The following is a 14,904-nucleotide window of genomic DNA, read 5'->3' as shown; positions in this document are numbered from 1 at the left end:
CTCGCCGCGCCTAGTAGTCGAGCGGATTGAGATACCGCTCCGGGGCGTCGGGCGAGAGATGGCGGCGGGCGCCGGTCAACGTGCCGTCGATGGGGAGGGGCATGGCCGTTTCCACCGCGGCGCGCGCCGCGAGGTCACGCGCGTTGGCGTGGGCCTGCTGGTCGCGCACGAACGTCGCCCCCGCCGCGAGGAGCGCCAGCGTGGCGGCGATCATCCCCAGGGCCCCCCAGTCGGCGCGGCGCAGTTCGGTGAAGCCGCTCCACCACGAGGGGCGCAGCTCGCGCACCACCCCGCTGGTCGCGGCCGAAATGCGTCGCATGATGCTCCCTTCCAACCCTTCCCAATAGGCCTCGCTCGAGGGCGCCGCATACTGCGCCCGCAGGGCCGCGGTCACTGTAGGATCCGCGCCCGGGGAGCGCCCTGCGCTCCGCCCGTCGTCGTTCCGCGTGACGTTCATGATTCACTCCGAAGATTGCTCAGCTGGCGCCGCAGGTGCGCCCGAGCATGATGCAGGTCCGACCGGGCCGTGCCCTCGGGAATTCCGAGGATGGCGCCGATCTCCGCGTGCTTGTAGCCCTCGACGTCGTGCAGCACGATCACCGCGCGCTGCCGTTCGCCGAGTGTGTCGAGCGCCCTGGACAAGCGCACCCGCAATTCATCCGATTCCGCCGGGTCCTTGTGCGGCTTCGACAAGGTTTCCGGCAACTCATCCGCATCACGCACTTTGCGACGCCGCGCAATGTCGAGTGCGGCATTCGCCACGATCCGATGGAGCCACGCCCCGAAGGCCTGCTCCGGACGGAACCGCTCCAATGCCCGGAAGGCATGCAGAAAGCCTTCCTGCACCGCATCCTCGGCATCGTCATGAGACAGGACGATGGCCCGAGCCACGGCGTACGCCCGCCGTTGATGCCGTCGGACAAGACCGGCAAACGCGACGTTGTCGCCGGCCTGCGCGGCCAGCACCAACTCGCGCTCCTCCAGCACCTCCGGCGACACGGGATGCTCAGCGCCCATGCCGGTCCCCACATGGAGCGCCCCAGTGAGGGGCGCCCCGGTCGGGGGGCCCCCCACGAGGCGCGGAGCAGGTCGGGCCCCGGGACGGGGCGCCGCCAGCGACGAAGGAAGCGGGATGGCAGTCACGTGATCGGGCGGGTTCACCCGAATTACGCATCGCTCGAAATCGTCGTTGAGGTCGAGGCCGCCGACGATGGTGCCATCGGCACCCCCGCCAGCCCCAGCGCCTCGGCGTTGGCCTGCATGGCGGCGAGCACCGCCCCGATGTGCTCGTCGAGCGGGACACCCAGCGCCTCCGCGCCCTGCACGATGTCGTCGCGGTTCACCCCCCGCGCGAACGCCTTGTCCTTCATCTTTTTCCGCACTCCCGCCACGTCCACGTCACGAACCGCCTTGGACGGCTTCACCAAGGCGCAGGCGGTGATGAGCCCCGTGAGCTCGTCGACGGCGAAGAGCGCCTTAGCCATGAGCGATGCGCGCGCCACCCCGGTGTAGTGGGCGTGGCCGAGCACCGCCTGCAGGATTTCCTCCGGCCACCCGAGGCTGCGCAGGTACCGCACCCCTTCGGCCGGGTGCTCCGCGTCCGCCGCCTGCGCGTCGTTGGGGTAGCGCTCGTAGTCGAAGTCGTGGATGAGGCCAGCCACCGCCCACGATTCCTCGTCGGCGCCGAAACGGCGCGCATACGCAAGCATGGCGGTTTCAACGGAGAGCATGTGCTTACGGAGGGACTCCGACTGGGTCCACTCCTGCACGAGGGCGAAGGCGTCTTGACGGGTAGGCATCGGGGGAAGACTGCAGGCGGGGCGTCTCGCGCGGTAGGGGGAAACTCTGCGACGGTCAGCCCATCCCGCCGGTCAATGATCGAGTTTGACCGGGACCGCCCGTCCCGTCCTCCACAACAGCAGCAACGGCAACGCCGACACGAGCAACACGCCGGAGATCAGATAGATCTTCGAGAAGGCCATCACGCTTGCCTGGGCGCCGATCTGCCGGTCGATCATCGAGAGCGCCATGGCCTTGGCTGCCGTAACGTCGTAGCCGCGAGCCATGAGACCGCGGGTGACACCGCCGAGTCGTTCGATGGTGGTTGGGTCGTACGCGCCGGCGTGCTCCGACAGGAGCGCCTGGTGCACCTTGGTCTGATGGGACAGCATCGTGGCCATGATGGCGATGCCCAGTGAGCCGCCGAGCTGGCGCATGAGGTTGAACATCCCCGTACCCTGGCCAAGCTTGTGCATGGGCAGCCCCGCCATGCTGGCGCCAGTCAGCGGCACGAAGAGCAGTCCCAGCCCCACGCCGCGGAGGATGAGCGGCCAGAACATGTCGTCCTGCCCGGCATCGAGCGTGAGGGTGGACAGCGAATACATCGACGCCAGGAAGAGCAGCGCGCCGATCACGATGAGCGGGCGCGCATCGAGCTTCCCGCCCAGCCGCCCCATCACGGCCATGCTCACCGCGCTGGCGATCGCGCCCGGGAGAATGACCATCCCCGTCTGCTGGGCCGTGTAGCCATGCAGCGACTGCAGGAATACCGGCAGCACGAACACCGATCCGTACAGGGCCAGACCGAGGAACGCCGCGAAGGTCACCCCCGGCGCGAGCTGCCGCGACTTGAGTACGCGGAAGTCGATCACCGGCTCGTCGATCGTAAGCTCACGCCACACCAGCAAGATGGTGCTCACCACCGTCACCACCGCGAGCGTGGTCACGAAGCGGGACTCGAACCAGTCGTACCGCTCGCCGCGCTCGAGCATCCATTGCAGCGAGCCCACGGCGAGGGTGAGCAGCACGATCCCCAGCACGTCGACCGACTTGGCCTTCACCTGATGCGACGCATCTTTCACGTACGTCCACACCATGATCCCAGCGATCATGCCGAGGGGCACATTGATGTAGAAGATCCACGGCCACGCGTACGCATCCACGATGAAGCCGCCAAGGGTGGGGCCGAGCGTGGGGCCGACCATCACGCCGACGCCGAAGATCGCCTGCCCAATGCCGCGCTCGTGCGGCGGGAACGACTCGAAGAGCGTGGTTTGCGCGGTGCTGAGGAGTGCCCCGCCGCCCAACCCCTGTAGCACGCGCCAGAACACCAACCCCCACAGGGTGGTGGCTGCCCCACAGAAGAAGCTGGCCACCACGAAGAGGGCGATCGAGCCGGTGAGGTAGCGCTGCCGCCCGAAGAAGGCGCTCAGCCAGCTCGACATCGGAATGACGATCACATTTGCAATGATGTAGGAGGTGCTCACCCACGCGATCTCGTCGAGCGTGGCTCCGAGGGTCCCCATCATGTGCGGGATTGCCACGTTGACGATGCTCGTATCCACCAGCTCGAGCACCGCCGCCAGCGTCACGGCGATCGCGATCAGATACTTGTTCTTGTACGGATCGTCGACCGCATCCGCGGGCAGCACCTGCGGCGTGCGCGCTCCCTCGGTGGCCACCAGCACGCTCTACTTGACCACGATGTGCGTGAGCACGCTCATGCCGGGACGCAGCGGGCGATCGGCGCCGAGCCCCTTGGTGATGCGGATGCGCACGGGTACGCGCTGCACGACCTTGGTGAAGTTGCCGGTGGCATTGTCGGGGGGGAGCAGGGCGAACTTGGCGCCGGTGGCGCTCGCGATGCTCTCCACTTCACCCTCGACGGCGGCGCCATCGTAGGCATCCACCTCGATCACCACCTTCTGGCCGGCGCGGATGCGCGCAAGCTGCGTTTCCTTGACGTTGGCGGTGACGAATACGCCGCTGTCGCTCACGAGGCTCATGAGCGTTTGCCCGGCCTGCACCAGCTGCCCTACCTCCACCTGCTTGCGTGACACGACGCCGGCGATGGGGGCGGTGAGTGTGGTGTACGAGAGCTGCAGCCGCGCGTTGTCACGCATGGCCTCGGCCGCCGCCAGGCGCGCCTCCGCCATGTGCACTCCCGCTTCGGCATTGGCGATGCTGCTCGTGGCCGACGTGACCTGGCGCTGCATGGCCGTGAGCTGCGCCTGCGCGGCGTCGTACGCCGCTCGCGCCGCATCGAGCTGCGCCATGCTGATGATCTGCTTGGCCGAAAGCTCCTGCGCGCGTGCAAGATCACTCCGGGCCTTCGTGAGCTGTGCGCGTGCCGCTGCCACCTGTGCGTTCCCCACGTCGCGCTGGCTGGAAGCGGTGCGCACCATGGTCACCGCCTGTCCATCCAGCCCTGGGCCGCCCGCAGCCGCCCGCGCGGCCGCCAGCTCCGCCTCTGCCTGCGCCAGCCTCACCGCGAACTCCCGGTCATCGAGGCGCACCAGCTCCGCCTGCTGCGTCACGGGCGCATTCTCCGCCACGTTCACGGCCAGTACGTAGCCGCCCACTTTCGCCACGATCGGCACGATGTGCCCCTCGACCTGGGCGTTATCGGTGGACTCGTGCGACTGACCATACGCCCACTTGGAGTAGCCCCACACACCGACACCGAGAGCCAGCGCGACGGGAACGACGAGACGGATGTTCATTGGATGGATACGGAGGGTGCGGATGGACACGTCGAAAACAGAGGAGCCGTGCTCATGGCATGCGCCGGACGGTCCCCATCGCCTTCGCCAGTGCCACCCGGGCGCCCTGATAAGTGGCGAGGGCGTCGTTGCGGAGCGTACGGGCCTGATTGAGAGAGAGCAGGGCGATAATCACGTCGGCGTTGCCGGCCACCCCCGCACGGAAGCGCTCCTGGGCCTGCGACACCTCCTGCTCGGCGAGGCGCAAGCGCTCGCGCACGGCCTCCACTTGTTCGGTGGCCGACGCGAGATCGAGCAGCGCGGTCCGTACGTCGAGCGAGCCCTGGGCGCGCAGCTCCTTGAGCCGCGCGTCGGTCTCGCGCGCCACGGCGAGCTGCTCCTCGAGGCGTGACTCGCGACGGAAGCCGTCGAAGATGCCGAGCGACAGTTGCACGCCCCAGGTGTAGGTGGGAAGGAGGCGCTCGTAATTGCGTCCGATCACGCCGTGCTCCGCCAGCGCCGACAGCTGCGGGGTGCGCTCCCAGCGGATCGCCTTGGCGGCGAGCTGCTGGGCGGATTCCTGCGCGCGGAGTGCTCGGACGTCGGGGCGCGCGTCGAGCGCGGCGTCGAGCGCGGCGTCGAGCGCGGCACTCTCCGAGGGAGGCGTGCTCTCCAGCGGTAGCGCGGCGAGCGAATCGGCCAGTTCGATCGGGGCGCTGGGCGGCATGCCCGTTACGCGCTTGAGTTCGAGCAGGGTGCGATCGCGTTCGTTGCGGGCGCCGATGATCTGTGCGCGCACGTTCGCCAGCTGGGATTCGGCGCGGGTCACATCGAGCGCGATCCCCACGCCGGCGCTCAGCTGGTCACGCGCGATGCGCACGAGGTCAGCGGCGAGCGCCGAATCGGCGCGTCGTGCCGCCAGCTGTGCGTCGGCGCGCGCAGCCCGCACGTAGGTGGCGGCGGCCTGCGCGGCGGCTGCCTCGGCCTGCGCTTCCACGTCGAGCGATGCGGCGCCGGCGATAGCCTGCGCGGCGCGCCATCCCTGGTACTTCCCGAGGTCTAGCAGCGGCGCCTGGACGCGATAGCGCAGGTCGAGCGTGGGGATGGGGCCGAGCAGCTCCCCGTCGGGGCGGAGCAGGGGGCGCCCCGTTGCGGGGTTGTTGAAGGAAAAGCCAAAGGTGGCGGAGTTGAGCGTGCGCTCCGCCTGTTGCACGCCGGCGGCCAGATCGGGCAGGAGTGCACCGCGCCGCTGCGTGACGCGGGCCGACGCCTGCGATACGCGGGCGCGCGCCACGTCGACGGCTCCATTCTGTTTGGCGGCGAGACGGGCGGCATCGCCAAGCGACAGGCGCTGGGCGCGCACTGCGTGCAGCGGTGCGGACGTGAGCGCCACAACCGCGAACACCACGGCCGGACGCATGAATCGGGAGAGGGTCATGGGGTGCGCGATGTGAGCGCGTGGAGATAGAACTCGAGCATCTCCTCGAGGATCTGCTCGTCGGCGCCGAGCGTGGGGTGCAGTGGGCGGTTGGCGGCCCATGTGGCGTGCGACATCCAGAGGGCGGAGTACATGCGGGCGGCGATCAGCGGGTCGACGGGGCGGAACTCGCCGCGTGCGACCCCCCGTTCGATGATCCCCGCCACGAGGCGGCGCGCACGCGCGATCACTTCGCTCGCGTAGAAGGCCATCAGGTCGGGGCACTGGGGCAGTTCGGCCATCACGAGCCGATGCAGCGTGTGCACGCGCTCTTCGCGCAGGAAGTGCCACCATGCGGTGGCGAGCTGGCGGAGCAGCGATTCCGCGCTGGCGTCGCCGTCGGCTTCGTCGCGCTGCGCTTCCCCGCTGGCGATGGCGTCGACGATGGTGGTGCGGACCATCTCCCGAAACAGCGCATCCTTGTGGGGGAAGTAGAGATAGATGGTGCCTTTGGCTACGCCGGCGCGTTTGGCGATGTCGTCGAGTCGTGCCCCGGCGAGCCCCTTCTCGCCGAATTCATGGAAGGCGGCGTCGAGGATCTGCGTGGGGCGGGACTCCGGGGCGCGGCGACGGGTTGGCACACTGGGAAGTTAGTGACTGACCAGTCAGTTTGTATACGGCCCGTGGCGACATGGGCGGTGGGCTTCGCGTGGCCGGTGGGGGCGGAGCGCGCGGATGGGCGGGGTGCCTGGCAACGCAAAACCGCAGATGCCGGGGGTTCCGGCACCTGCGGTGCGATGCTGCTGCTAAACTGTCGTATTGCTGCTGCGGTCGGCGCGGTGGTACGACGCGCCGCTCAGCCCAGCGTCGGCGACGAAACGGTGACAGCCGCCTCGGCCTTGTGATGCGACGCGAAGCGCGCGTTGGTCCAAAGCACGATCCCGTAAATGATCGCGCCAAGGAATACGAGGCCACCGATCAGACCGGTGAACGCCGCGCCCATGTCACTGCCCTGCTTCTCGTGACCAGCCATCGTGGTGGGAATCTGTGGGGGAGTGTCGGAACTGCCGGAACGCTATCGCTTACTGCGTGTCGGCGACGCGCACCGACACCATGTGATCATTCTGGGCGATGGACGGCAGGAGGTCCAGCCCCTGCGTCACCTGGCCGAACACCGTGTGCACCCCATTGAGGTGGCGGGTGTTGGCCTCGCTCAGCACGATGAAGAACTGGCTGCCCCCGGTGTCCTTGCCGGCGTGCGCCATGGAGAGTGCCCCGACCGCGTGCTTGTGAGGGTTGCCGGCCGTCTCGCACTTGATCTTGTGGCCCGGGCCGCCCGTGCCGACGGGGCCCTTGCCGTCCTTCGTGTGCGGGCAGCCACCCTGCACGACGAACTCGGGGATCACCCGGTGGAACTTGATGCCGTCGTAAAACCCGGCGTTCGCGAGCTGCTCGAAGTTGTCGACGGTGATCGGCGCCTCGCCCGGGAAGAGTTCGGCGACGATGGTGCCCTTGTTCGTTTCAAAAGTTGCCAGCTTGGCCACGGAATCCTCGGAAGGTTGACGGACTGGCGCGCAATCTACACGGGGGGACCACGGGCGGAAATCGCCACCGCGACGGCCCGAGCCACGGCTCGAACCACCGCCGCGGCAACGGGTGGCCTATTGCTCAGCTCGTCCTTGTGATGGAACTTACCCGGAGACGGCCCGTTCCCCTCTCCAGTCCGGCCATGCCTTCAGAGCCCACCGCCGCGTCCCGACGCGACCTGTTGCGTCAGAGCGCCGTCGCGCTCGGTGCCGCGACCCTCGCCGCTCCCTTGCTCGCCGGCCCCGCCGACGCCCAGCCCCCGCGTCAGCCCAACACCGGCCGCATCGGTGGGCTGCTCAACCAGCTCAGCCAGCAGACCCAGTGGAAGAGCCCTGAGCTGCGCCTCGTGCGCCGCGTCACCCTCGGGCTCTCGGAGGCCGACGTCGTGCGCGTGCAGCAGCTCGGCTACACCGCCTACCTCGAGGAGCAGCTCAACCCCGGCACCATCCCCGACCCGGTGATGGACGCCCGCCTCCAGGCCCCCCTGTTCACGCAGCTCCTCGGCTTCACCCCGCGGCAGCTCGCCGAGCAGCAGGAGCGCGGCTCCTCCTACTTCGACGCGCAGCTTCCCATGTCGCTCCTCACGTCCGAGCGCGCGATCTGCTCGCGCCGGCAGCTGCAGGAGCGCATGTATGAATTCTTCCTCGATCAGCTGTACGTCCCCATCTGGAATAGCGGGCTGCCGCCCATTCATTACGAACGCACGATTCGCCCGCACGTACTCGGGAGCTTCGGGGCCCTCACGCGCGCCGGCATGCGCAGCACGTCCATGCTGCAATATCTCGATCAGATCTGGAGCACGCGCTGGGGCGTCAACGAGAACTACGCGCGTGAACTGATGGAGCTCCACACCGTGGGGTGGGATGGCGGCTACACGCAAGCCGATGTCGCCGGACTCGCCCGCATTCTCACCGGGTGGAGCATGAACGCAGACATGGAGTTCGAATACAAGGCGTGGAATCACGACTTCGGCGCGAAGCGCGCGTTCGGCATGTCGTTTCCTGCCCGCCCGCAGGCCGACAGCGGCACCGCCGGCATGGACGAGGGCATCGCCTTCGGTGAGATGCTCATCCGCCATCCCAGCACCAAGCGCTTCCTCGCCACGAAGATGTTGCGCTGGTTCGTGTCCCCCGATCCCACGGAAGCGCAGATCCAGGCGGTCATCAACGCCTATGGCGCGGAGGGCGACATCAAAGCCATGCTGCGCGTGGCGCTCTCGCGCGAGAACCTCATGCGCGCGCCGGCCATGCTCAAGCGGCCGTTTCATTACGGCGTCTCCGTGCTGCGCGCCACGCAGGCCACGTTGCGCCCCGTCGTCGACATTCGCCGCGATTATCTCTCAGCCGTCTATCCGATCAACAACATGAGCCAGCCGTTCATGAACTGGCCCACGCCCGACGGCTATCCCGATCACGCCGAGTTCTGGGCGGGGCTGATCGTGGATCGTTGGAACGAGGCGAACAACAACCTCGTCTCCGAATTCGACGCACCGGGGCGTGCGGTGACCAACTGGTCGCTGTTCATGGGCAACGGCACCGAGGACGGCGCGGTGCGCGCCATCAACACGCGCCTCTTCGGTGGCGAGATGTCCCTGGCGCTCGAGAACGAACTGCGCGTGATCCTGCGCCCGGGTGTGAACAGCGCGCGCGTGGCCAGCGCCCTGCGCCTCGCGGTCACTGCGCCGGAATTCCACTTCTTCTGACCGCCTCTCCTCTCATGCATCATCCAGAGCCCCATCATGGCGCGAGCGGCGGTTGCGAGGAATATCGCGCGCTCGATCGCCGCCGCTTCATCGGCATGACCTCCATGAGTGCCATGGCGGCCGCGCTGCCGTCGTGGTTTCCTGAGGTGCGCCTGGCGCAGTCGCAGGATTCCGCGCGCGACATCGTCGTGTCGGTCTTCATGCGCGGCGGCGCCGACGGCCTCACGCTCGTGGCGCCTTACGGCGATCCCACCTACTACGCGGTGCGTCCAACGATTGCCGTCCCGCGCCCCGACTCCACGTCGCCGAATCGCGGCACCGCACTCGACGACTTCTTCATGCTCCCTCCGGGCATGGTGGCGCTGCTGCCGGCGTACCGTGCCGGCCAGCTCGCGATCGTGCACGCGGCGGGGCAGCGTTACAGCACCTCGCGCTCGCACTTCGAGGCGGAGCGATATCTCGAGCAGGGGAAGCCCGACGATTATTCGCTCGAAAGCGGCTGGCTTGCGCGCCATCTGGCCAGCTCGCGCCCCCTCGACCCCTCGGCGTCGATGCGCGCCGTGTCGCTCACCGGCGGCATGCCGCGCACGCTGCAGGGCGGCCCGAAGACGCTGCCCGTACCCAATCCCGCCAACTTCTCGCTCAACACACCGCACGAACTGGCCCTGCAGCGCCTCTTCGCCAGTGCATGGGCGCCCCTGCGCAGCGCAGCGCTCGACGGGCTCGCCACCATCAACGTGATGCGTGGGCTCAACTTCCCCGGGTATCAGCCGGCGAACGGTGCGCGCTACGACGACAACCAGATGGGCAACTCCATGCGTGCGATTGCCACGATGATCCGGGGGGAAATCGGGCTCGAGGCGGCGCACGTGGACTACGGCGGGTGGGATACGCATAACCAGCAAGGCAGCGTGGGGAACGGCGGCGCGATGGCCACGAGCATGACGGAGTTCTCGCGCGCGCTCGCGGCGTTCTGGCAGGACATCATGCAGGGGCCGCAGGCGATCCGTGTCACGCTGGTGGTAGCCACGGAGTTCGGTCGCAACGTGCGCGAAAATGGCAGCATGGGCACGGACCATGGCCGCGCCGGTGTGATGTTCGTGATGGGACCCGCCGTACGCGGCGGCCGCGTGTTCGGCGACTGGCCAGGCATCGCACGCGAACAGCTCGAGGACGGTCAGGACCTGCGAGTGACCACCGATACCCGCGACATTCTCGCGGAACTCGTGCAGGCGCGCCTCAACAATCCCAATCAGTCGCTGATCTTCCCCAATTACGTCCCCCGGTTCCGTGGAGTCTTTCTGTGAGCCGCGTGACGGCTGCCGCGTCGGCACCCGCGAGCCCTCGTGTAATGCCGCGAGTGCTGTCGCGGACGCAGTCGGTCATCACGGCGGCGGGGCTGCTCGCGCTACAGGCCTGCGCTGGCATCGAGGGCCCCGCCGGGCCGCAAGGACCCGCGGGCCCCGCCGGTCCGCAGGGGCCCACGGGACCGCAGGGTCCCACCGGAGCAACCGGCGCGCAGGGTCCCACCGGCCCCACCGGTCCGCAGGGCCCGGCCGGCGTGGTCAATCGCTTGGAAAGCACGGGCCTGTTCGACGAAACCGGCACCTTCTCGCTCGTGCTTCCCGCCGCTGCCGTGGCCAACAACCGCCTGCCCTTTGTGGCGTGCTGGATCAGCACCAACAACAACACCTGGCTCAGTGTGAGTCAGGTGCCCGCCACCAACGGCGATGTGTACTGCGGCATCACCACGGCCGGTACCACCAAGTCCATCACCATCACCAACGGGCTGGTCGGGTGGCGCTACTACATCGTCGCAATGTGGTGACGGCGTGACCGCGCCTCGCCCACCACGCGTACTCGCCGCCGCCTTGCTGCTCCTCGGCGCCTGCAAAGCGGTGGAGTCACCGGTGCGCGTGACCACCTTCACCGTCAACGCCGCCGTTCCCACACTCACCACCGGCCCCAACCCCATCGCTGCGGCGAGCGCCGAGGTGCTGGTGGGACAGACCGGCGGAGGTGGATGGAGCACGTACGGCCGCGCCGCCGTGCCCGCGAGCAGCTTCGGTAGCAGCGTGCCCGTCGCCGGGACACTCGGCTGCGGCAGCAGCATCGCGTGCACAGTAGTCGTACGCGTCCGACTGCTCGATGCCTCCGGCGTACCGTTCGACTCGGCAGATACCCCGGCCTTCACCCTCGCTGGCGGCGACACGCGCACCGCCTCCGGGTTCGAGTTCCGTCCGGTGCATCGGCTCGTCTTCCTCGATACCGCGATCGTGCTCCCCATGGGGGTCGGTCGCACCGTGGCCGTCGCGGTGCTCGACAACGCCGATCGTCCATTGGTGGGGCGACCGCTCACCTTCACGTCGAGTGATCCATCGATCGTCACGGTGAACGCTGCCGGGCAGGTGGTGGGAGTCCGCGGCGGTCGCGCGGTGGTGACGGCCGCGCGTGAATCGCGCACGGCACGCGTGGCGGTCACCGTGAATATGCTGCAGCAGTTCTCGCTCTCTGCCGCGGCGCCCAACGTGATGCGCACACTCACGGTGCGGGTCATACCCACACTGCAGGTGGCCCCCGGCGTGAGTCAGCGGGTCCGCTACACCAGTAGCGACAGCAGCGTGGCCATCGTGGACAGCACCGGTCTCGTGACCGGGCGCGCTGAAGGCACCGTGACGATCTCCGCTGCACCCGATGCCGATCCCACGCAGGTGCGCAGCGTGTCGATCACCGTAGACCCGTATCGCGCCGCCTCGCAGTACCGCTACGTGAACGCCATGATACGCCCCGAACCGTCGTTCAGCATCAACGGGGCCTGGGCGCTGCAGGGGAACAACGTGATCGTCGCCGGTTGTGGCGGCATCGCACGCTGGAACGGCGCAACCTGGCGCTACGAAACGAATATCGGCCCCTGTGCCAATGCGGTCACCGGTACCGGCGACAACAATGTGTACGTGCTCGGCCCGCAATCCTGGCGCTACAACGGCACCGCCTGGGCGCGGGAGAGCTACACGCCGCCGCGCGAGATCCTTGGCGCCGTCACCGTTGAGAACGTGATCTATGCCGTTGGCCGCGATGGGATGATCGTCCGCAATGTGAACGGCACATGGAGTACGATGAACTCCGGGGTGACCGGTACCCTGCGAGCGATCGACGGTGTGTCTGGTTCCACACTGTGGGCCGTGGGCGATGGCGGTGTGGTGCTCCGCTACGACGGCATGGCGTGGCAGACGGTGTTGCCTGCCGGCGGATTGTACAGCGAGTGCACCGCCGTGCACGTGCGTGCCGCCAACGATGTCATGCTCGCCTGCAACGAACGCGGGTGGGGGGGCAACATCCAGCGCTGGGACGGCAAGACGTTCGAACGCATGGAGGGGCCGTCGCGCGACCTGATGAACACCATTGTCGAAGGGGCAGGGCAGGTGTACGCCGCGGGCTGGAACAACGTGGTCTGGCGGTTGGAGGGCAGTCGTTGGGTGAGCGACGCCGAGCGCGTGAACGACACCGGCTTCCGCGCCGGCTTTGTCGATGCGGGTGGTGCGATGCTCTTCGGCGGTGACGGGCTTGTGGCACGGCGCACCGCAAGCGGATGGACCGTCACGCACGGCTCGTCCGGGTACTGGGCCACCTGGGCCGGTGGCCCCGACCTCATCATGGCCGCCGGTGGACGCGGCATGGTGGATCTGTGGGATGGCAGCACGTGGCGCAACATCCGCCCGTTCGGCGCGGGGCAGGGAATCCGCGCGCTCTGGGGTACGGGGCGCAATGCCGTCTGGGCCGTCGGGGGCAATGGAGCGGCCGTGCTCTACAACGGAGCCACCTGGCAGGACTATCCCATGCCCACGACAGCGGTGGTCTCGGGGGTGTGGGGCACGACGCGCGACAGCGTGTGGGCCGTCACTCAGGCGGGGGAGATCTTCTTCTGGAACGGTGCACGCTGGGCGCTCACCTTCCGCACCGGGCGTACGCTCAACGCCATTCACGGACGCGATGCGCGTAACATCCTGGCGGTTGGCGAGGACGGGCGCATCTGGAAGTTCGACGGCCGCGCGTGGACCCGTGAGGAAAGCGGTACCGATCAGAGCCTGCGTGCGGTGTTTATGGGGCCGACGCGCGCGTTCGTTGCGGCGCCCACACAACTGCTCGATCGACGTGACGGTGAGTGGCACGTCTCCGCGCCGTTCGCCGGCCACAACTACCAGTGGATTACCGGCAGCGGCGATCGCGATGTGTACGCCGGCGGTTGCGGCAATACCACGATCCGGCGCTTCGACGGGACGCAGTGGCTGGCAGAGGTACCGACCAATGTCACGACCTGCTCCAATGGCGGCACGGTGGTGCCGGGTGGCGGCCTGTTCATCGGTGGCGGTGGGCGGGACTTTATCAGTGGCACCGGACCGAATGGGGTGAGACCGGGGCAGCCATAGCGGCCGACGCCGGTGCGCACGGCCTGTTCTGCTCAGCCGGTGCGTCCCCTCTCCCTCATTCCATTCCGGCGCTCGGGCACACATCCGCCACGACGCACGACCCGCATGCCGGCTTCCGCGCAAAGCACGCGCGCCGGCCGTGCCAGATGAGCAGGTGACTCAGCAGCGCCCAGTCCTGCTGCGGAAACAGCGGCATCAGCTCTCTCTCGATGCCGATGGGGTCGGGTTCGCGCGTGAGGCCGAAGCGTCGTGCGAGACGCTGCACGTGGGTGTCCACCACGATCCCTTCGTTGATATCGAAGGCGTTGCCAAGGATCACGTTGGCCGTCTTGCGCCCCACTCCGGGGAGCGGCACGAGCTCGGCGATCGTGCGCGGTACGTCACCGCCAAAGCGGTCCACCAGCATGTTCGCCATCCCCACCAGGCTCTTGGCCTTCGCGCGGAAGAAGCCGGTGGTGCGCACGATCTCTTCCACCGCCTCTACCTTCGCCACACTGAGGGCGTGCGCCGTGGGATAGGCCTCGAAGAGCGCGGGCGTCACCATGTTCACCCGCGCGTCGGTGCACTGTGCCGACAGGATCGTGGCGCACAGGAGCTCGAACGCATTGCGATGATCGAGTTCGCAGTGGGCATCCGGATATTCGGCCTTGAGCCGTTCGAGCACCACGCCCGCCACCGCCTGCTTCTCGGCCTTCGTTTTGGGGCTCTTGGCCACCGGCGCGGCGCGCTGCGACGGCTTGAGCCCGAAGGTCTTCGACGTCTTGCGCTTGCCCTTCCCCGCGCTGCGCTCGGGGAGGACGGGTGCCGCGGCCGGGGCCTGGCGCGCGGCCTTCGCGGGCTTCTTCACGCTCAACGGCTGGCGGGGGGCGTTCGATCCTTTGGGCATCCGCGCGGTGTCTAGATCACGCGCAGCAGCGCCGCACCAGATCGTGCTGCTGCGGTCCCTGCTGCGGTCCCGATTGCTCCCGCGCGCCGTGCCGCCGCAAACGCCATCACCTCCGCGGCGGATCTCGTGTTGAGCACATTCGAGGCCCTCAACCATCCCTTGCGTGCCACCGCCACGCCGAGTTCGAGATTGTCGAACCCTTGCGGGGAGTGGGCGTCGGGGCCGATGCTCACCATGGCACCTTTCTCCGCGGCAATCCGGCAGGCGCGCCAGTCGATATCGAGCCGGTGCGGGTCGGCGTTGAGTTCGATCGCCACGCCCACGCGTGCCGCCTTCTCCAGAATGGCGTCGAGGTGGATGGCATACGGCTCGCGCGTGAGGAGTAGGCGTCCCGTAGGGTGTCC

14 protein-coding genes and 1 pseudogene are annotated in these 14,904 nt (G+C 68.2%); 4 read left to right on the top strand and 11 right to left on the bottom strand.

The genetic code is table 11. From position 1 onward, the window contains the following. Positions 1 to 10: 10 nt before the first annotated feature. The 9 genes from ACIQ51_RS09100 to ACIQ51_RS09060 all read right to left on the bottom strand — a co-directional run bounded on the left by ACIQ51_RS09100 (position 11) and on the right by ACIQ51_RS09060 (position 7,442). On the bottom strand, positions 11 to 457 hold the full coding sequence (locus tag ACIQ51_RS09100) for a hypothetical protein (protein WP_396204725.1): 447 nt from the start codon (positions 455 to 457) through the stop codon (positions 11 to 13). Further along, positions 454 to 966, bottom strand: a complete 513-nt coding sequence (locus ACIQ51_RS09095; protein ID WP_396204744.1) for an RNA polymerase sigma factor — start codon at positions 964 to 966, stop codon at positions 454 to 456. The genes ACIQ51_RS09100 and ACIQ51_RS09095 overlap by 4 nt, the downstream gene beginning before the upstream one ends. A gap of 200 nt (positions 967 to 1,166) precedes the next feature. After that, positions 1,167 to 1,799 carry an HDIG domain-containing metalloprotein gene (locus tag ACIQ51_RS09090; RefSeq protein ID WP_396204724.1) on the bottom strand — a complete coding sequence of 211 codons (633 nt, stop codon included), beginning with the start codon at positions 1,797 to 1,799 and terminating at the stop codon, positions 1,167 to 1,169. Positions 1,800 to 1,871: 72 nt separating this feature from the next. Then, a complete protein-coding gene (locus ACIQ51_RS09085; RefSeq protein WP_396204723.1) occupies positions 1,872 to 3,461 on the bottom strand; it encodes a DHA2 family efflux MFS transporter permease subunit in 1,590 nt (529 codons plus the stop codon). Positions 3,462 to 3,470: 9 nt separating this feature from the next. After that, entirely contained in the window at positions 3,471 to 4,532 is a 1,062-nt protein-coding gene (locus tag ACIQ51_RS09080) for an HlyD family secretion protein (RefSeq protein ID WP_396204722.1), read from the bottom strand. A gap of 22 nt (positions 4,533 to 4,554) precedes the next feature. After that, positions 4,555 to 5,919, bottom strand: a complete 1,365-nt coding sequence (locus ACIQ51_RS09075; protein WP_396204721.1) for a TolC family protein — start codon at positions 5,917 to 5,919, stop codon at positions 4,555 to 4,557. Then, positions 5,916 to 6,539 (bottom strand): TetR/AcrR family transcriptional regulator, encoded by a 624-nt coding sequence (locus ACIQ51_RS09070; RefSeq protein ID WP_396204720.1) that lies wholly within the window; start codon positions 6,537 to 6,539, stop codon positions 5,916 to 5,918. The genes ACIQ51_RS09075 and ACIQ51_RS09070 overlap by 4 nt, the downstream gene beginning before the upstream one ends. Positions 6,540 to 6,754: 215 nt before the next feature. Then, positions 6,755 to 6,931, bottom strand: a complete 177-nt coding sequence (locus tag ACIQ51_RS09065; protein ID WP_396204719.1) for a hypothetical protein — start codon at positions 6,929 to 6,931, stop codon at positions 6,755 to 6,757. A 49-nt stretch (positions 6,932 to 6,980) separates the two neighbouring features. Continuing rightward, the gene (locus ACIQ51_RS09060) at positions 6,981 to 7,442 is read right to left on the bottom strand and encodes a peptidylprolyl isomerase (RefSeq protein WP_396204718.1); all 462 of its coding nucleotides are present in this window, start codon (positions 7,440 to 7,442) and stop codon (positions 6,981 to 6,983) included. A gap of 185 nt (positions 7,443 to 7,627) precedes the next feature. Between ACIQ51_RS09060 and ACIQ51_RS09055 the strand changes: the two genes are divergently transcribed. Genes ACIQ51_RS09055 through ACIQ51_RS09040 form a run of 4 tightly spaced genes read left to right on the top strand, consistent with a single transcriptional unit; the run spans position 7,628 to position 13,614 of the window. Further along, entirely contained in the window at positions 7,628 to 9,187 is a 1,560-nt protein-coding gene (locus ACIQ51_RS09055) for a DUF1800 domain-containing protein (RefSeq protein ID WP_396204717.1), read from the top strand. A gap of 14 nt (positions 9,188 to 9,201) precedes the next feature. After that, a complete protein-coding gene (locus ACIQ51_RS09050) occupies positions 9,202 to 10,494 on the top strand; it encodes a DUF1501 domain-containing protein (RefSeq protein WP_396204716.1) in 1,293 nt (430 codons plus the stop codon). A gap of 44 nt (positions 10,495 to 10,538) precedes the next feature. After that, the gene (locus ACIQ51_RS09045; RefSeq protein WP_396204715.1) at positions 10,539 to 11,015 is read left to right on the top strand and encodes a hypothetical protein; all 477 of its coding nucleotides are present in this window, start codon (positions 10,539 to 10,541) and stop codon (positions 11,013 to 11,015) included. A gap of 4 nt (positions 11,016 to 11,019) precedes the next feature. After that, positions 11,020 to 13,614: an Ig-like domain-containing protein gene (locus tag ACIQ51_RS09040; protein ID WP_396204714.1), complete on the top strand. Its 2,595-nt coding sequence runs from the start codon at positions 11,020 to 11,022 to the stop codon at positions 13,612 to 13,614. A 55-nt stretch (positions 13,615 to 13,669) separates the two neighbouring features. On the opposite strand, the gene nth is transcribed toward ACIQ51_RS09040, so the two are convergent. Continuing rightward, on the bottom strand, positions 13,670 to 14,500 hold the full coding sequence (gene nth / locus ACIQ51_RS09035; RefSeq protein WP_396204713.1) for an endonuclease III: 831 nt from the start codon (positions 14,498 to 14,500) through the stop codon (positions 13,670 to 13,672). An 11-nt stretch (positions 14,501 to 14,511) separates the two neighbouring features. Next, positions 14,512 to 14,904: pseudogene (locus tag ACIQ51_RS09030) on the bottom strand (hypothetical protein); the annotation flags it as partial.

The sequence above is a fragment of the Gemmatimonas sp. genome, from assembly GCF_044344655.1.
Classification (GTDB): Bacteria; Gemmatimonadota; Gemmatimonadetes; order Gemmatimonadales; family Gemmatimonadaceae; genus Gemmatimonas.
The sequence above is the reverse complement of the archived record's forward strand: the minus strand, read 5'-3'. Positions and strand labels throughout refer to the sequence as shown.